The organism is Alysiella crassa DSM 2578, from assembly GCF_000745955.1.
Classification (GTDB): Bacteria; Pseudomonadota; Gammaproteobacteria; order Burkholderiales; family Neisseriaceae; genus Simonsiella; species Simonsiella crassa.
Genome location: NZ_JQKH01000004.1, coordinates 48,259 through 65,675, shown reverse-complemented (window position 1 = coordinate 65,675; position 17,417 = coordinate 48,259). Strand labels below are relative to the sequence as shown.

Genomic DNA, 17,417 nt, shown 5'->3' with positions numbered 1-17,417 from the left:
CATAAACCCCAAATTTCTAGAATCCAAAAGGCTTGCCATGAGACACGATTTAAGCAAAATGACCTGTATTGAAGACTTGCGCCAAGTTGCCAAACGCAAAGTCCCCAAAATGTTTTTTGATTATTTAGAATCAGGCTCTTGGACACAAACGACCTTACGCGACAATACCAGCGACTTCACGCCCATCAAATTGCGCCAAAAAGTCATGGTCAATACAGAAAACCGCAGCCTGAAACACACATTATTGGGCGAAGAATACACCATGCCGTTAGCCGTTGCCCCCATTGGCTTGGCAGGTATGCTGTGTGCCGATGGCGAAATTCTCGCCGCACGAGCAGCAGAAAAATTTGGTGTGCCGTACACCTTGTCCACCCTGTCCATTGCTTCCATTGAAGATGTGGCACACAACACCAGCAAACCCTTTTGGTTTCAACTCAACCCCATGCGCGACCGCGAATTTATGGCAAGCTTGATTCAACGCGCCAAAAACGCCAATTGCTCCGCTCTGGTTTTAAGCGCGGATTTGCAAGGCGTTGGTTTATGCCATGCCGACATCAGAAATGGTTTGTCTGCCCCCATGAAACCCACCGTGCCGAATTTGCTGCAATTGGCGACCAAACCCGAATGGTGTTTGCGTATGCTCAACACCGACCGCCGCACTTTTGGCAACATCATCGGACACGCCAAACATGTTCACGATGTATCCGCCCTGTTATCATGGGCAAATGCACAATTTGACCCCACGCTCAATTGGGACGACATCGCCAAAATCAAAGACTTATGGGGCGGCAAAATCATTCTAAAAGGCATTTTAGACCCAGAAGACGCAGAAATCGCCACCAAATACGGCGTGGACGCGATTGTTGTCTCCAATCACGGCGGTCGCCAATTGGACGGTTCATTGTCGTCTATCCAAGCCTTGCCCGATATTGTCAGCGCGGTCGGCAACAAAACCGAAGTGTGGCTGGACAGCGGCATTCGTAGCGGTCAAGACATGCTCAAAGCATGGGCAATGGGTGCGCGTGGCTTTATGACAGGTCGCGCCGCATTGTATGGTTTGGGCGCATTTGGCGAAGACGGCGTGCGCCGCGCTTTAGAAATTTTGTACCGCGAAATGGATTTAACCATGGCGTTTACAGGTCATCGCCAATTGCAAAACGTGGGACGCGACATTCTGATTGACCACACTCGCCCATTGAGCAGCGCAGAACGCCGCGAAAGCATTGTGCAACAACGCCATCGCATTTATGAAGAATTATACGGCTGGCCACGCGCTTCCCTGCGTTTTGGCACAATGTGGTAATTTTTCAGGCTGCCTGAAAACGCGTTCAACAAAAAAACACCATGATAAATCTATATTTATCATGGTGTTTTCATTTTCAGGCTGCCTGAAATCAGCGAATTTTTTCTTCCAACTCTTTGAGTTTTTCTCTCAATTTAGCTTCATCAGCTTCACTAGGCGAGAAACCATTGTTTTTCATCATTTCCACCCACATTTGCATACCTTGTGCCAAATCCTGCATGTGCTGTTTCACTTTGGGCATCAATTCATTTGCCTGAACCACGCCTTCAGGCGAAGCCAAATCTATGGTAGTCATTTTTTCCAGTACCGCTTGTGCGCCTTGAATACTGCCCAATAATTTTTCATGCACCGCTTTACCCTGTGTGCTGTCCATCTGTTTGCTTGCCAAATATTCCGCGCCTTTACGGTAAATCGCCAATTGTTCGCGCAACACGGATTGTACATCTTCATTGCTTTTAGCAGAAGCAAGACGTTGATTCCATTCTGCTTCTTTACCATTATTTGCAGCTTCAGCAAAACCTGCTTCTTGTAATGCCAAACCAATTTTGGCAATGTCTAATTTTTCTTTGTAATTCAGAATCCCTGCATCATCAGAATTGGCTTTATCTGATTGTACTGCTGGTTGTTCTGCTGATTTTTCGGTAGATGAATTAACCGATGGTGCAGCAACTTTTGTCGCAGACGATGATGGTGATGTGGGTTTCTGCGTGTCATCAGATTGCGAACACGCGCTCAATACACCGAGTAATAATAAAGTGAGTAATGATTTTTTCATCATAAAATCCTTGTATTAATTGAAAAATAAATCTTCAGGCAGCCTGAAACGCCATTTTCGCATTTTCAGGCTGCCTGAATACCACAAAATCAACGTGTTACAGGTTTATATTTAATGCGTTTCGGTTTTGCGCCCTCTTCACCCAAACGGCGTTTTTTGTCCGCTTCATATTCCTGATAGTTGCCGTCAAAAAACACCCATTTGGAATCGCCCTCACACGCCAAAATGTGGGTGGCGATTCTGTCCAAGAACCAACGGTCGTGCGAAATCACCATCACGCTGCCTGCAAATTCCAGCAAAGCGTCTTCCAAAGCGCGTAAGGTTTCCACATCCAAATCGTTAGACGGTTCGTCCAGCAGCAAAACATTGCCGCCTGCAATCAGCGTTTTCGCCAAATGCAAACGTCCGCGCTCGCCGCCCGACAAATTGCCCACGATTTTGCTTTGGTCGCTGCCCTTGAAGTTAAACCGCCCCAAATACGCGCGCGCAGGCAACTCAAATTGCCCCACTTGCAAAATGTCGCGCCCTTCGGCAATCTCATCAAACACGGTTTTGTCGTTGCCCAAACCTTCGCGGCTTTGGTCAATCAAAGACAATTTGACGGTTTGACCGATTTTCACTTCGCCCGAATCAGGCTGCTCTTTGCCCGAAATCAGCTTGAACAGCGTGGATTTACCTGCACCGTTCGCACCAATCACGCCCACAATCGCACCTGCTGGGATTTTGAAACTCAAATCGTCAATCAAAACGCGGTCGCCAAACGATTTGGAAACATTTACAAATTCAATCACTTCATTGCCCAAACGCTCTGCCACAGGAATGAAAATTTCCTGCGTTTCATTGCGTTTTTGGTATTCGTAATTGGACATTTCTTCAAAACGCGCCAAACGCGCTTTGGATTTGGCTTGGCGACCTTTGGCGTTTTGGCGCACCCATTCCAGCTCTTGTTTCATCGCCTTAATTCTCGCGGCTTCGGATTTGGCTTCGTTTGCCAAACGCTGCTCTTTTTGTTCCAACCAAGATGAATAATTGCCTTTCCAAGGAATACCATGCCCACGGTCAAGCTCCAAAATCCATTCTGCCGCATTGTCCAAGAAATAGCGGTCGTGCGTTACCGCCACCACCGTCCCTGGGAAACGCACCAAAAATTGTTCCAGCCATTCAACGGATTCCGCGTCCAAATGGTTGGTCGGCTCGTCCAGCAGCAACATATCGGGTTTGGACAACAGCAATTTGCACAAAGCCACGCGGCGTTTTTCGCCACCCGATAAATGGGCGATTTTCGCATCCCATTCAGGCAGCCTTAATGCGTCTGCCGCGATTTCCAACTCATGCTCCGCGCCACCGCTACTGGACGAACCTGCGGCAATAATCGCTTCCAAACGCGCTTGTTCTTCTGCCAGCGCGTCAAAATCCGCGTCAGGCTCGGCATAGGCGGCATAGACTTCTTCCAAACGCTTTTGCGCGGCAACCACTTCGCCCAAACCGCTTTCCACTTCTTCGCGCACGGTTTTTTCGGGGTCAAGTTCTGGCTCTTGCGGCAAATAACCGATTTTCAAGCCGCTCATTGGCACGGCTTCGCCTTCAAATTCCTTGTCCACACCCGCCATAATCCGCAAAACGGTGGATTTGCCTGCACCGTTCAAACCCAGCAAGCCAATCTTCGCACCAGGGAAAAACGACAGGGAAATGTCTTTGATGATGGTTTTTTGCGGTGGCACAACTTTGCTCACGCGCAACATGGAATAAACGTATTGAGACATATTTCTCGCTCCAAAAAATAAACAAAAAGAAAAAGTTGCTGTTTGTGTTTCACATCATCGGCATTTTAACAAATTTTGACATAAAAAGCAGTTTCAGGCTGCCTTACAGTACACGAGAAAACTCATGTAGGGTGCGTATTACGCACCGAAATTCCACATTATTTGAATCATTTGGTGCGTGGTACGCACCCTACATTTTAGGTGTTTGTAAAAAATGTCGTGTACTTGTCAGGCAGCCTGAAAATCTTACACCCAATTTATTCATATTCAATCAAAAATCATTTGTTATCTAATTACACCAATAAAAATCCCAATGAAATTTAATTAAATTTTTTTAAATTCAATCAACTATTTATTTATTAATTTACATCAATAAAACCCCAGTTCAGCATTTTGTATCAATAAATGCTTTATGGACTTATCTAAACCGCCCTATTCGTCAAATTTGCTCAAATTTAAATATAAAATTTCACAAAATCAATATTTTTCGCAATAAAAAACTTCAGGCTGCCTTTTGCTAATATGAAATTAATGGGCGTAAAATGGCTAAACAGCAGCACAATTTATCAATTTAATGGAGTATCTAGCATGAAAACATTAAAAGTCGCAGCCAGTCCATCCGTTCAAGCTGGTTTTATTTCCGAATATGAAATGGTGGATATTCGCCAAACCGATTTTACCAATATCGCGGCGGCGGTGGCTTCAGCAGACGATATTTACTATGCCATTGAAAAAATGGAAGAAACAGGTTTTGATGTGCCTGTGTTTATCGCTTTGCAACCAGAAGAAAGCATTCCCGATGGCATTTTGCCCAAACTCAAAGGCGTGATTCAATTGGGTTTTGGTAATCGCCATTATTATGGCAAACAAATTGATGCCGTAGCTGATGATTACACCGCCAAACTCGCGCCTCCTTTTTTCAGCGTATTAAAAGAATACACCAAACGCGGTTATGCCGCTTTTGATTGCCCTGGACATCAGGGCGGACAATTTTTCGCCAAACACCCTGCTGGACGCGAATTTTTCCATTTTTTTGGCGAAAACCTGTTCCGTGCCGATTTGTGCAATGCCGATGTGAAATTGGGCGATTTATTAATTCATGAAGGGGCAGCCTGCGCCGCACAACAGCACGCTGCCAAAGTTTACAATGCCGATAAAACCTATTTTGTCTTAAATGGCACATCTTCTTCTAATAAAGTGGTAACCAGCGCATTGCTTGCCAAAGGCGATTTGGTTTTATTTGACCGTAATAATCATAAATCCATTCACATGGGCGCATTAATCATCAATGGCGCAACACCTGTTTATTTACAAACCGCGCGTAATCCTTATGGTTTTATTGGCGGAATTGACGCAGCGTGTTTTGATGAACCATACATTCGTGAAGAAATCCGCAAAGTCGCACCTGAACGTGCTGATTTGCCACGCCCATTCCGTTTGGCGGTCATTCAATTGGGAACGTATGACGGCACAATTTACAATGCCAGACAAGTAGTTGATAAAATTGGTCATTTATGTGATTACATTTTATTTGACTCGGCTTGGGTAGGATATGAACAATTTATTCCGATGATGCGTGATTGTTCGCCTTTATTATTGGAATTAAATGAAAACGACCCAGGTATTATCGTTACCCAATCCGTGCATAAACAACAAGCGGGTTTCTCACAAACTTCGCAAATTCACAAAAAAGACCGTCATATCAAAGGACAAAAACGTTATTGCAATCATAAACGTTTCAATAATGCCTTTATGTTACAAGCATCAACCAGCCCTTTCTACCCAATGTTTGCAGCTTTAGACGTGAATGCACGTATGCATGAGGGTGTAGCAGGACGCAAATTGTGGCGCGATTGTGTGCGCGTAGGCATTGAAGCACGCAAATTATTGTTGAAACATTGCACCATGATTAAGCCTTTTGTGCCAGACACGGTGGACGGCAAATTATGGCAAGACCACCCCACCGAAAACATGTTGGACGATTTGCGTTTCTTCCAGTTTAAACCCGATGCTAAATGGCATTCTTTCCCCAATTATGGCGAAAATCAATATTTTGTCGACCCATGCAAATTGTTATTGACCACATCTGGTATTGATGTGGAAACGGGGGAGTACCAAGATTTTGGTATTCCAGCGACCATTTTGGCGAATTTCTTGCGTGACAATGGCATTGTGCCTGAAAAATGCGATTTGAATTCCATTTTATTCTTGCTGACACCAGCCGAAAGTCTGGCGAAAATGCAACATTTGGTGGCTTTGATTGCCCAATTTGAAAAACACATTGAAAACAATAGCCTGATGAAAGACGTTGTACCAACTGTTTATGGCAAAAACGAAGATTATTATCGTGGTTACACCATTCGCCGTTTGTGCCAAGAAATGCACGATTTCTACAAACGCAATAATATGAAGCAATTGCAACGCGATATGTTCCGCCATGATGGTTGGGGCAAACAGGCGATGTCGGCTTATGACGCCCAACAATGTTTGATTCGCAATCAAGTGAAATTGGTGCGCTTGAGCGAAATTGAAGGGCAAATTGCGGCGGAAGGAGCATTACCGTATCCCCCAGGTGTGTTGTGTGTGGTTCCAGGTGAAATTTGGGGTGGCGCGGTGCAAAAATACTTCTTGGCTTTGGAAGAAGGCATCAATTGCTTACCAGGGTTTGAACCTGAAATTCAAGGCGTGTATTTGCAAAAGGTGGAAGATGGTTCACGCCGTGCATTTGGTTATGTGATTGATTTGGAAAATTAAAACAAGGGAAATAGTTTTCAGGCTGCCTGAAAAATAAAATATTGCCCACAATGGTTGAAATACTACCATCTACCCCCTCTCCTTTGGGAGCAGACCTGCCAAGTTCTCATCGTGTCGTAGGGGCGGATTTTATATCCGCCTTGTGGGAAGTACCACAATTCAAATATCGTAGAAAGGGCAGATATGAAATCTGCCCCTACGAAGTACAGAACTTGGCAAGTCTGCTCCCACGGGAGAGGGAACAGGTGGGTAGTAGGCAAAAATTTGTAGGGTAGTAAAAGGTAGCCTGAAAATCCCTCAAAAAGGAAAAAAATCATGGCAACAAATAAAAGCAAAATGAGTGTGGTGCAACTCACGATTTTAACAGTCGTAAACATGATGGGTTCGGGCATTATCATGTTGCCCGCAAAATTGGCGAAAGTCGGCACGATTTCCATTTTGTCGTGGTTGGTAACAGCAGTAGGGTCAATGTGTTTGGCGTATGCGTTTGCCAAATGCGGACGTTTTAGCACCAAATCAGGGGGCATGGGCGGTTATGCGGAATATTCGTTTGGCAAAGGCGGTAATTTTATGGCGAATTATACTTATGCCGTGTCTTTGTTGATTGCGAATGTGGCGATTGCGATTTCGGCTGTGGGGTATTTGGCGGCGTTTATGGGTTGGAATTTGTCGCCATTGGGCGTAGCATTGGGTACAATTGCCTTTGTTTGGCTGACGATGGTTGCCAATTTTGGTGGTGCCCGCATTACAGGGAAAATCAGTAGCGTAACGGTTTGGGGCGCGATTATTCCTGTGATTGGTGTGTCTTTGCTGGGTTGGTTTTGGTTTAGTCCGAGTATGTACGCAGAGGCATGGAATCCGCACAATATGGGTTTTTTTGAAGCCGTACCAGCGTCTATTGCGATTACTTTATGGGCATTTTTGGGTTTAGAATCGGCTTGTGCCAACTCAGAAGCGGTTGAAAATCCAGAAAAAAACGTACCCATTGCCGTATTATGGGGAACATTAATTACCGCAATTATTTATATTGTTTCTACTAATGTGGTAGCAGGGATTGTGCCAAACGCGGATTTGGCGGCAAGTGATGCACCGTTTGGTTTGGTGTTTGCCAGTATGTTTAATCATACGGTGGGACAAATTGTGATGGCGTTGTTGATTTTGTCTTGCACGGGTTCATTATTGGGTTGGCAATTTACCATTGGACAAGTGTTTAAATCAGGCGCAGACGAGGGCTATTTTATTCCCCAATTTGGCAAAGTAACCGCCACCAACACCCCTGTTTTGGGCATGAGCATCATTGCGGCGGTACAAACGGCTTTGGCGTTTATGACTATGGACGAAGGTTTGAGCAAACAGTTTGATATTTTGGTGAATTTAGCGGTGGTAACCAATTTGATTCCGTATATTTTGTCTATGTCGGCGATTATTGTCTTGCAAAAAGCGGCAAATGTGCCACGCAAGGAAATGGTGTTTACCAGCATCATTGCCTTCATTGGTAATTTGTACAGTTTTTACGCGCTGTATGGTTCGGGGCAAGAAGCGATGTTCTGGGGCGGTATGGCGGTGTTTGCGGGTTGGGTGTTGTACGGCAAAGTGGTTTCTACCAAATATGATTTGAAACAGCCGTTTTGATTGAGTTAAATAATATTCAGGCAGCCTGAAAGCGCAAAATGTGGTTTTCAGACTGCCTTATTTTATATCAAATCAAATAGTTATGTAGCAAACCTCAGAATCAAACTACGCTTGCGTGGCTTTTATGATTTTTTAGGTAGCCCGAACCGCATTCTGATAATGCACCATATATTTTGCTGCCATATTTTCAGGCGAAAAATTTGCCAATTGTTGTTTCGCCGCTGCCGCGCAACGCAGCCTGAACACAGAATTGTGATACATTTTTTCAATTTGCTCGGCTAATTGCACAGTTTGCCCAGTTTCAAATAATAAACCATTGTTTTCATGTTGAATAATATCAGGAATGCCGCCTACTCGGCTGGCAATAATCGGCACATTATACACCATCGCATCCAATAAAGCCGACCCCAAACCCTCTGTCCGCGATGGAAACACAAACAAATCCATCACCGCCAAATAACTGCCCACATCAGTTTGAAAACCCAGCCAATGCACATTGTCCAAATCCGCCGATTGTGCTTTCAACATCGCCTCGTCCGCGCCTTGCCCCAAAAATAGGAACACACAATCGGGATATTGTTGGCGAAATTGTCGCGCCACTTGCAGCAAATCCAATTGCCCCTTATGGCTGTCCACCAACGCACCAATATGCCCAATCACAAAACGATTAGCAAATTGTTTTTGTAATTTTTCAATGGTTGGTGGATTTTCAGGCAGCCTTGAATAAGCATCGGTAATCACATCTACATTCTGCGAAAATGACTGTAATCGTGTTTGAATGGCTTGTGAGATGGCAATAATAGCGTGTGCATTACCAAAAGTCTGCTTACCCAGAAAATTGTTTTTCAAAGGAAAATCTACACGGCGCGTGATGAGATACGGCGTTTTCCAAACCAAATGGTGCAACCACGCCCAATGCACAGCTTTAGCTTCGTGCGCATGAATCACATCGGCTTGCCCAATAGCAAAATGCCCTTGCCATTGTTTATTTGCATCAACAAATTGAATATGCTCACGATTTTTCAACATTTCACGCATGGGCGAATCGGCTCGGCAGAGCAAAACTTGTTGAATATCAGGATATTGTTGAGATAAGGCTTGTATGAGGGTAACTGTCTGCCGTTCCCCTCCACGAAAACCACGCGCCAAATTCGCATGAACAATTTTCATCACATACGCTCACTTTTTTGGTTTAATAACCATAATTGTGTATATTTAACAAAAGTATAAATTGCACCCATCACCGCGATAATCAAACCTGCTTTGCCATCTAAAACTCCTTTTTTCAACACATAAATTCGCAAAAATGAAAAACAGGCTTTCCAACATGCACTAATGGGCGAGGCTTGGCGTTTGCCTTGATACTGCTGCGCCCACGCACTAGTGTAATGCATCAATTTATTAAGGTGTTGATTTAAATCAGTATATGTTTCATGATAAACATGGTCGGCTAATGGGATAATCTTCGTTTCAGGCTGAGTTTGTACAGATTCATGAACCAAATCAAAATTGTAAGCACAATGTGCCACAGGATACAAACGCACTACGCGGTCTGGATACCAACCACAATGCCGAATAGCATGTCCATAAGCAATGGTTAAACGGTTGATAGAAAATACAGTTCTTCCATCTGCGGGCGTTTCAGGCAGCCTGAATAAAATATCTTGGCAAGTTTGCTCACTCAAACGTTCGTCTGCATCCAGCCACAACACCCAAGGCGTGTGGATAAATTCATGAGCGCGATTGCGCTGTACACCAAAGCCCTGCCAATCACTAAAAATATGGCAATTTGCGCCATATTGTTGCGCGATTTTTAATGTATTATCCGTGCTACCCGAATCAATCACAATAATTTCACAATGAAGTGGTGCAATACTGTCCAGACACGCCGCCAATTGGTGTGCCTCATTTTTGGTAATTAGGGCAACTGTGAGCAAAGGATTTGTATTCATGGTTTTGCTTATCCGACAAAGGTTTTCAGGCAGCCTGAATATTGATTACGCCGCTTTTTTACGTTTTTCCCACCAACTCAAAATCGGCAACACCACCGCGCACACAATCGCCCCCACAACCACGCCCACGCTCAAATCTGCCAACATCGCCATTATGCCCGTATCCCAATGTTTCTCATGCAAAAAGTGATGAATCGCTGGCGTATTGTGCGTGAAAATGCTGCCACCCACCAAAAACATCGCCAATGTACCAACCACACTCAATGCCCGCATAAACCATGGCATAAACCACAAAATCGCTTGCCCCATCGTTTTTGCCACGCCTTGCCCTTTGGTGATCAGATACGCGCCAAAATCGTCCGCTTTCACAATAAACGCCACCAAACCATACACCGCCACCGTAATCCCAACACCAACCGCCGACAATGCCATGATTTTAATCATCAAAGAGCTGTCTTTCACCACACCTAGCGCGATAATAATAATTTCAGCCGACAAAATAAAATCGGTGCGAATCGCGCCTTTGATTTTATCGGCTTCGTCTTCGCCATTGCTTTCCTTGTGGCTGGTGTCGTGCGTATCATCATGTTTATGCAGGAATTTGTGTAATAATTTTTCCACGCCTTCAAAACACAAAAACGCGCCACCTATCATCAACAAGGGAATAATCAAAGCAGGTGCAAACACCGCCAACACCAAAGCAATCGGAATCAAAATAACCTTATTAATCAAAGAACCTTTTGCCACAGCCCACACAATTGGCAATTCGCGTTCCGCACGCACGCCTGTAACCTGATTGGCATTCAACGCCAAATCATCGCCCACCACGCCTGCGGTTTTTTTCGCCGCCATTTTGGTCATCACAGCCACATCGTCCATCACGCTGGCGATGTCGTCTAAAAGGGTAAAAAGTGAGGCAAAAGCCATTTGATGATTTCCTTGAAAATAAAATAAACTCTCTATTCTACGCTATTTTGACTGATTTTAGGGGAGTAGATGTGCAGGCAGCCTGAAAGATTGGGTAAATTTACATTCAGACTATGACCGCCATAAATTGACATCGGTGTCATATAAAAATAATTTCATAATCAATTATTTAACACAAAGTATCCAATGCTTGTATTACTGTGTTTTTAAATTGTGTTAATATTTTGTAGAAATGACACAGTTATCTTCACAAACTTTCTTGTTTAAGGAAAACCACCATGCAAGTCAAAAATCAAGCCATGCTCATTACCTATTCCGACAGCTTGGGCAACAATTTAAAAGATTTAAAACACGTTTTGGAAAAACATTTACAAGGCGTGATTGGCGGCGTACACATTTTGCCGTTTTTCCCATCATCGGGCGACCGTGGCTTTGCACCCATGGACTACACCAAAGTGGACCCAGCCTTTGGCGATTGGAACGACATTCAGGCTTTGGCAAAAGATTATTACCTGATGTTTGATTTTATGGTGAACCACATTTCCGCCCAATCGCCTTATTTTAAAGACTTTTTGGCAAAAAAAGACGCATCCGAATACCGCGATTTGTTCATTCGCTACAAAGATTTCTGGAAAGATTTTGGCGGCGAACCCACCGAAGAACAAGTGGATTTAATCTACAAACGCAAACCCCGCGCCCCCTATCGCATGGCAGAATTTGCCGATGGCACATCAGAAAAAGTATGGTGTACCTTTGACGAGCAACAAGTGGATTTGGACGTAACCACCGCCACCACCAAAAAATTCATCAAAGACAATCTGGAATTTTTGAGCAAACAAGGCGCAGCCATTATCCGTTTGGACGCATTTGCCTATGCCAACAAACGCATTGGCACAAATTGTTTCTTTGTTGAACCCGATATTTGGGAAACGCTGAAAGAATGCACCGATGTGTTGGACGCGCACAATGTTACCGTGCTGCCTGAAATCCACGAACACTACACAATCCAGTTGAAAATTGCCGAACACGATTATTATGTTTACGATTTTGCCTTGCCCATGCTGGTGTTGCACACCCTGTTTAGCGGCAATGTAGACCGTTTGGTAAATTGGATGGCAATCTGCCCACGCAAACAATTCACCACTTTGGACACCCATGACGGCATTGGCGTGGTGGACGTGAAAGATTTGATGACAGACGAAGAATGCGAAGCCACACGCGAAGCCCTGTACGCACAAGGCGCAAACGTGAAGAAAAAATACAGCTCCGCCGAATACAACAATTTGGACATTTACCAAATCAACTGCACCTATTATTCCGCTTTGGGCAACAACGACCAAGCCTATATTTTGGCGCGTGTGTTGCAATGTTTCGCCCCTGGTATTCCGCAAATTTACTATGTGGGCTTGCTGGCTGGCGAAAACGACATTGAATTGCTGGAACGCACCAAAGAAGGTCGCAACATCAACCGCCATTATTATTCTTTGGCAGAAATTGATGAAACGGTACAACGCCCAGTGGTGCAACAACTGTTCAATTTGCTGAAATTCCGCAACACTTCTGCCGCGTTTGATGGCGCATTCAGCGTGAAAGCCTTGGGCGCGAAAGAATTGGAAATCGTGTGGGACAATCAAGCCGCAGGCGTATCCGCCAAATTGGTGGCAAACACCGAAAACCGCACCTTCCAAATTACCGAAACGGCAAATGGTGTAACGCGCGAAATCACGTTGTAATGTGATTTGATTCAATTCAGGCAGCCTGAAAAGTTTTCAGGCTGCCTATTAGTTTAATTAACGCATTTGGCGCAATTGGTTCAACTCGGCTTTTACATCGGCAAGATTTTGTTCTGTAAACAAATTTTCCAAATTTTTCCACACGCTATGATAACCAAAACCGCCGCCCATCATCTCCGCTTTCGCTGCGTCCAACGACCAATTTTGGTACACCATGCGGTAAAACGCCACCACAATCCCCGTTCTGTCTGCACCATGATAGCAATGCACCAATACCGCGCCATCTTTTTGATTTTGCTCAATTTGATACAAAACGGCGGCAATGTGTTTCGGTTTGACACGCCATGTTAAAAGTGGCTGATTAATCAGTTTTACACCAGCGTGGGACGAAAATATTTGTTGGTCTTTCTTGCGATTAAAATAGCGTAAATTGATGATACTGTTGATTTTATTTTGCAACAAAATTGCCACATCATCGCCAATTGGCTGTTCGCTGCGGTACAATTTATCGTCCACGCGATACAAATTCGCCGCGCTGTGAACGCTTTGCGCCCATGTTTCGGGGCGAGTTGGCGCAATCTCTGGATGAGCATAAGCCGCCAAATTAAGCGATAAAAGCAACAGAAAAATCCACGATTTCATTTTCAGGCAGCCTGAAATTCCAAATTATCAATCAAACGCGTTGTACCCAATCGCGCCGCCGCCAACACCACCAAATTTTTATCGCCCAAACGCGCCACATTCAGGCTGCCTGCTTCACGAATTTCCACATAATCCACCTGCCAACCGTGCGCCGTCAATTCTGCCGCCGCCGCTTGCTCCAAAGCAACATAATCGTGATTGCCGCCGCGCACTTGTTCAGCAAGCCATTGTAATTGCTGGAACATTCTGGGGGCTTCGGCGCGTTCCGTTGCGCTCAAATATTGGTTGCGGCTGGACAAAGCCAAGCCATCGTCCGCGCGTCCCGTGTCCACAGGCACAATTTTGATGGGCATATTCAAATCGTCCACCATGCCGCGAATAATGGCAAGCTGCTGATAATCTTTTTTGCCAAAACACGCCGTATCTGCTTGAACAATATTGAATAATTTACACACCACAGTCGCCACGCCACGAAAATGATTCGGGCGAAACGCGCCACACAATTCATTTTGCAAATGCGGCGGTTCCACCTGATAATTTTGCGCCACATTCGGGTACAACTCGCGCTCATCGGGCGCAAACAGCACCGCCACGCCCACATCGCGTAATTTCGCCGCATCCTGTTCCAGCGTGCGCGGATAACGGTCAAAATCTTCCCCTTGCCCAAATTGCAGGCGATTGACAAAAATGCTCACCACCACATGTTCCGCTTCACTTTGGGCGCGTTGCACCAAAGCCAAATGTCCCGCGTGCAAATTGCCCATCGTCGGCACAAATGCCACGCTTTGCACACTTTGTCGCCATTGGCGTAATTCTTTGATGGTATGGATAATTTTCATAATTTGAATATTTTTCAACAGTAAAAAATGAAATTGTACCGCGAAAAACATTTTCAGGCAGCCTGAAAGCGTTTCAGGCTGCCTGAATTGATGGTCATGATTTACAGATAAACAATTTCGCCCGTGCGCCCTTTGCTGGCTTCACTCAACCACCACACAAAAGCAGGCGTGATATCGGTCATGTTTTTGCGCTCGCTGGCGGTTTCCCCTGGGTGGGTTTTCACGCGTTGCGGCGAATTAATCGCCCCAGGTACAAGCACATTGGCGCGTAAATGCGTAAAGCGTTCCCACTCGTCCGCCGACACTTTGCACAAATAATTCACCCCCGCTTTGGACGCGCCAAACCCCCCCCAATACGCTTTGGGCAACTCGCCATGCGTTTCGCCGACAAACACCACAGACGCGTCAGGCGATTCCTTCAACATCGGGAACAAGGCACGATTCAAGCCCATAGGCGCAACCGTATTAATGCGATACTGATTTATCCACTCGTCCACCGTCTGAAAATCCAAAGGCGACACGGCATAAAAATAGCTGGCGCAATGCACCACGCCATCTAGTTTACCGCCTGTGGCTTGCGCGATGGTGGCAGCCAATTGGGCAAACTCATCTTCTTTTGCCGTCATTAAATCAAATACTATCGCAAACGGCTCTTGACCGCCCAACGCGACAATATCGTCATACACCTTTTCCAAACGCTTTTGGCTACGCGCCACCAAAATCACCGTTGCACCAGCCGCCGCCACCGCTTTGGCAACTTGCTCACCCAAGCCTTGTGATGCGCCTGTTACCAAAATATGCTTATTTTGCAAAGCCAAATCTGACATTACTTATCCTAACTCATTCAAAAAATTAAACAAATACATTATGCCACACTCTTCAGGCAGCCTGAAAATAAATAACAGGAAAATAAAAATCGGTGGCGTATTATTGCCACACTTTTTTGTTAATTCAACTGTTTAACGTAATTTCGGCAGCCTTTCGGTACACAACAAAAATAATCGTAGGGTGCGCCGTGCGCACCAAATACACTACCCTATTTTAATCATTCAAATCGTTTGGTGCGCACGGCGCACCCTACTAAAAGGCAGCCTGAAAATCACACCACCCCATTTTGTTTCTGTTCCAACACTTCCCAACGTTCCAATTTTTCCAATAAAATCAATTCAATTTCTTCGGCACGACTTTGCAGGCTGCCTGCTTTTTCATAATCTTTAAACACATCGGGATTGGACAACTGTTCGGCTAACTCCGCTTGCTCCGCCTCCAAAGCCGCAATTTCATCGGGCAGCGCATCCAATTCGCGTTGCTCTTTGTACGACAATTTGACCGTGCGATTGGCTTTGGGTTTTTCCTTAATTTCTTGATTTTCAGTTTGATTTTTGGGCAACACGGCTGCCTGAATTTTGTCTTCGCGCTGTTTGGCGTCCACATAATCCTGATAGCCGCCCACATATTCTTTCAGGCTGCCTGAACCGTCAAACACAATGCTTTGCGTAATCACATTGTCCAAAAATTCGCGGTCGTGCGACACCAAAAACACCGTGCCAGCGTAATCGCGCAACAATTCTTCCAACAATTCTTGCGTGTCAATGTCCAAATCATTGGTTGGCTCGTCCAGCACCAAAATATTGGCAGGGCGCGTGAACAATTTTGCCAGCAACAAACGATTGCGCTCGCCACCCGACAACGATGAAACAGGCGATTGCGCCCGCGCTGGGTGGAACAAAAAATCCTCCAAATAACTCATGACGTGTTTTTTCTTGCCGCCCACTTCCACAAAATCGTTGCCCTGCCCCAAGGTGTAAAACACCGTGTCGTTTTCGTTCAACGCGCTGCGGAATTGGTCAAAATACGCCACTTCCTGCTTGCTGCCCAAGCGGATTTTGCCGAAAGTCGGCTGCAATTCGCCCAAAATCAGCTTTAAAAACGTGGTTTTGCCCACGCCATTTGCACCGATTAAGCCGATTTTGTCGCCACGCTGAATCACGGTCGTGAAACGTTCCATGATCTTTTTGTTGGGATAATGGAAACTCGCGTCTTCCAATTCGGCAATGATTTTGCCGCTTTTTTCGCCTGCATCCAGTTTGAAATTGACTTGCCCCACGCGCTCGCGCCGCGCGGCACGTTGTTTACGCAATTCTTCCAAACGGCGAACGCGCCCTTCATTGCGGGTGCGCCGCGCTTCAATGCCTTTGCGTATCCACACTTCTTCTTGGGCGTGGAATTTGTCAAACAGGCGATTGTGTTCGGCTTCCACCGCCAATTCTTGTGCTTTTTTTTCCGAATATTGGCGGAAACTGCCTTCGTATGAACGCAAAATGCCCCTGTCCAATTCCACAATGCGCTTGGCAATGTTGTCCAAAAAACGGCGGTCGTGGGTAATCACCACCATGCTGCCTGAAAAGCCTTGCAACAGGTTTTCCAGCCAAATAATCGCGTTAATGTCCAAATGGTTGGTCGGTTCGTCCAGCAGCAAAATATCGGGTTTTTGCACCCACGCTTGCGCCAAAGCCACGCGCTTTTTTTGTCCGCCCGACAAATTGCCGATTAACTCATTTTCAGGCAGCCCAAGTTCGCCGATTGTTTGCTTGATTGCCGCGTCAAATTGCCAACCGTTTTGCGCTTCAATTTGGTTTTGCAAATCGTTGAGTTGGCTGATTAAATTTTCATCGTGGTTTTGTTCCAAAGCCAAACTCACGCGATGATATTCGCGCAACACATCGCGCAACTCGCCCAATCCCGCCGACACCACATCAAACACAGTATCTTGATTTTCAAAGAAACTTTCTTGCGGCACATAAACGATTTTCAACCCATTTTGCACAATGATTTGCCCATCGTCCAATTTTTGCACGCCTGCCAAAATTTTCAGCAGCGATGATTTGCCCGCGCCATTGCGCCCAATCAAGCCGACTTTTTCGCCCTGATTGAGTTGAAACGAGGTTTTGTCCAAAAGCGGAACGTGTCCGACCGCGAAACTGGCGTTTTCCAATGCCAAAATGCTCATGTTTTTCTCTTTATCAATATATTAAATTTAAGTTGTCCATATTTTAGCGGAAAAACGGTTTTCAGGCTGCCTGAATATGTGTTTAAA

The 17,417-nt window shown here is 45.3% G+C and carries 13 protein-coding genes; 4 read left to right on the top strand and 9 right to left on the bottom strand.

Going from position 1 to position 17,417, the window contains the following annotated elements:
* The first annotated feature begins 37 nt into the window (after positions 1 to 37).
* On the top strand, positions 38 to 1,303 hold the full coding sequence (locus Q338_RS00835; protein WP_034291042.1) for an alpha-hydroxy acid oxidase: 1,266 nt from the start codon (positions 38 to 40) through the stop codon (positions 1,301 to 1,303).
* Between the two features lie 91 nt (positions 1,304 to 1,394).
* Here the strand turns inward: Q338_RS00835 and Q338_RS00830 are convergent, their stop codons facing one another.
* Positions 1,395 to 2,078, bottom strand: coding sequence for a hypothetical protein (locus tag Q338_RS00830; RefSeq protein ID WP_034291040.1), 684 nt, complete (start codon positions 2,076 to 2,078; stop codon positions 1,395 to 1,397).
* An 89-nt stretch (positions 2,079 to 2,167) separates the two neighbouring features.
* Positions 2,168 to 3,841 carry an energy-dependent translational throttle protein EttA gene (ettA, locus tag Q338_RS00825; protein ID WP_034291038.1) on the bottom strand — a complete coding sequence of 558 codons (1,674 nt, stop codon included), beginning with the start codon at positions 3,839 to 3,841 and terminating at the stop codon, positions 2,168 to 2,170.
* Between the two features lie 588 nt (positions 3,842 to 4,429).
* On the opposite strand from ettA, the gene Q338_RS00820 reads away from it, so the two are divergent.
* Positions 4,430 to 6,595: an ornithine decarboxylase gene (locus Q338_RS00820; RefSeq protein WP_034291093.1), complete on the top strand. Its 2,166-nt coding sequence runs from the start codon at positions 4,430 to 4,432 to the stop codon at positions 6,593 to 6,595.
* 315 nt (positions 6,596 to 6,910) lie between these two features.
* Positions 6,911 to 8,227, top strand: a complete 1,317-nt coding sequence (gene potE / locus Q338_RS00815; RefSeq protein WP_034291036.1) for a putrescine-ornithine antiporter — start codon at positions 6,911 to 6,913, stop codon at positions 8,225 to 8,227.
* A gap of 132 nt (positions 8,228 to 8,359) precedes the next feature.
* On the opposite strand, the gene Q338_RS00810 is transcribed toward potE, so the two are convergent.
* From Q338_RS00810 to Q338_RS00800, 3 genes are read right to left on the bottom strand one after another with little or no spacing between them, the layout of a single operon-like run.
* Positions 8,360 to 9,397 (bottom strand): glycosyltransferase family 4 protein, encoded by a 1,038-nt coding sequence (locus Q338_RS00810; protein WP_034291033.1) that lies wholly within the window; start codon positions 9,395 to 9,397, stop codon positions 8,360 to 8,362.
* Positions 9,397 to 10,179, bottom strand: coding sequence for a glycosyltransferase family 2 protein (locus tag Q338_RS00805; RefSeq protein ID WP_034291031.1), 783 nt, complete (start codon positions 10,177 to 10,179; stop codon positions 9,397 to 9,399). Before Q338_RS00805 ends, Q338_RS00810 begins: the two co-directional genes overlap by 1 nt.
* A gap of 45 nt (positions 10,180 to 10,224) precedes the next feature.
* Positions 10,225 to 11,106 carry a DUF808 domain-containing protein gene (locus Q338_RS00800; protein WP_034291029.1) on the bottom strand — a complete coding sequence of 294 codons (882 nt, stop codon included), beginning with the start codon at positions 11,104 to 11,106 and terminating at the stop codon, positions 10,225 to 10,227.
* A 278-nt stretch (positions 11,107 to 11,384) separates the two neighbouring features.
* Here Q338_RS00800 and gtfA point away from each other — a divergent pair, with 278 nt between their 5' ends.
* Positions 11,385 to 12,839, top strand: coding sequence for a sucrose phosphorylase (gene gtfA, locus Q338_RS00795; protein ID WP_034291027.1), 1,455 nt, complete (start codon positions 11,385 to 11,387; stop codon positions 12,837 to 12,839).
* Between the two features lie 57 nt (positions 12,840 to 12,896).
* On the opposite strand, the gene Q338_RS00790 is transcribed toward gtfA, so the two are convergent.
* The 4 genes from Q338_RS00790 to Q338_RS00775 form a co-directional block, all read right to left on the bottom strand.
* Positions 12,897 to 13,481, bottom strand: coding sequence for a dual specificity protein phosphatase family protein (locus tag Q338_RS00790; protein ID WP_034291025.1), 585 nt, complete (start codon positions 13,479 to 13,481; stop codon positions 12,897 to 12,899).
* 2 nt (positions 13,482 to 13,483) lie between these two features.
* Complete coding sequence (gene panC / locus Q338_RS00785; RefSeq protein ID WP_034291091.1) at positions 13,484 to 14,320, bottom strand: pantoate--beta-alanine ligase; 837 nt, start codon at positions 14,318 to 14,320, stop codon at positions 13,484 to 13,486.
* Positions 14,321 to 14,421: 101 nt separating this feature from the next.
* On the bottom strand, positions 14,422 to 15,147 hold the full coding sequence (locus tag Q338_RS00780; protein ID WP_034291023.1) for an SDR family oxidoreductase: 726 nt from the start codon (positions 15,145 to 15,147) through the stop codon (positions 14,422 to 14,424).
* A 272-nt stretch (positions 15,148 to 15,419) separates the two neighbouring features.
* Complete coding sequence (locus tag Q338_RS00775; protein WP_034291021.1) at positions 15,420 to 17,330, bottom strand: ATP-binding cassette domain-containing protein; 1,911 nt, start codon at positions 17,328 to 17,330, stop codon at positions 15,420 to 15,422.
* Between the last annotated feature and the right edge of the window lie 87 nt (positions 17,331 to 17,417).

What these genes read in the sequence shown, in the direction of transcription:
- Q338_RS00800 (WP_034291029.1), bottom strand. Translation starts at nt 11,106, where the DNA reads ATGGCTTTTGCCTCACTTTTTACCCTTTTAGACGACATCGCCAGCGTG.
- Q338_RS00820 (WP_034291093.1), top strand. Translation starts at nt 4,430, where the DNA reads ATGAAAACATTAAAAGTCGCAGCCAGTCCATCCGTTCAAGCTGGTTTT.
- Q338_RS00775 (WP_034291021.1), bottom strand. Translation starts at nt 17,330, where the DNA reads ATGAGCATTTTGGCATTGGAAAACGCCAGTTTCGCGGTCGGACACGTT.
- gtfA (WP_034291027.1), top strand. Translation starts at nt 11,385, where the DNA reads ATGCAAGTCAAAAATCAAGCCATGCTCATTACCTATTCCGACAGCTTG.
- Q338_RS00835 (WP_034291042.1), top strand. Translation starts at nt 38, where the DNA reads ATGAGACACGATTTAAGCAAAATGACCTGTATTGAAGACTTGCGCCAA.
- ettA (WP_034291038.1), bottom strand. Translation starts at nt 3,841, where the DNA reads ATGTCTCAATACGTTTATTCCATGTTGCGCGTGAGCAAAGTTGTGCCA.
- Q338_RS00790 (WP_034291025.1), bottom strand. Translation starts at nt 13,481, where the DNA reads ATGAAATCGTGGATTTTTCTGTTGCTTTTATCGCTTAATTTGGCGGCT.
- Q338_RS00810 (WP_034291033.1), bottom strand. Translation starts at nt 9,397, where the DNA reads ATGAAAATTGTTCATGCGAATTTGGCGCGTGGTTTTCGTGGAGGGGAA.
- Q338_RS00805 (WP_034291031.1), bottom strand. Translation starts at nt 10,179, where the DNA reads ATGAATACAAATCCTTTGCTCACAGTTGCCCTAATTACCAAAAATGAG.
- Q338_RS00780 (WP_034291023.1), bottom strand. Translation starts at nt 15,147, where the DNA reads ATGTCAGATTTGGCTTTGCAAAATAAGCATATTTTGGTAACAGGCGCA.
- panC (WP_034291091.1), bottom strand. Translation starts at nt 14,320, where the DNA reads ATGAAAATTATCCATACCATCAAAGAATTACGCCAATGGCGACAAAGT.
- Q338_RS00830 (WP_034291040.1), bottom strand. Translation starts at nt 2,078, where the DNA reads ATGAAAAAATCATTACTCACTTTATTATTACTCGGTGTATTGAGCGCG.
- potE (WP_034291036.1), top strand. Translation starts at nt 6,911, where the DNA reads ATGGCAACAAATAAAAGCAAAATGAGTGTGGTGCAACTCACGATTTTA.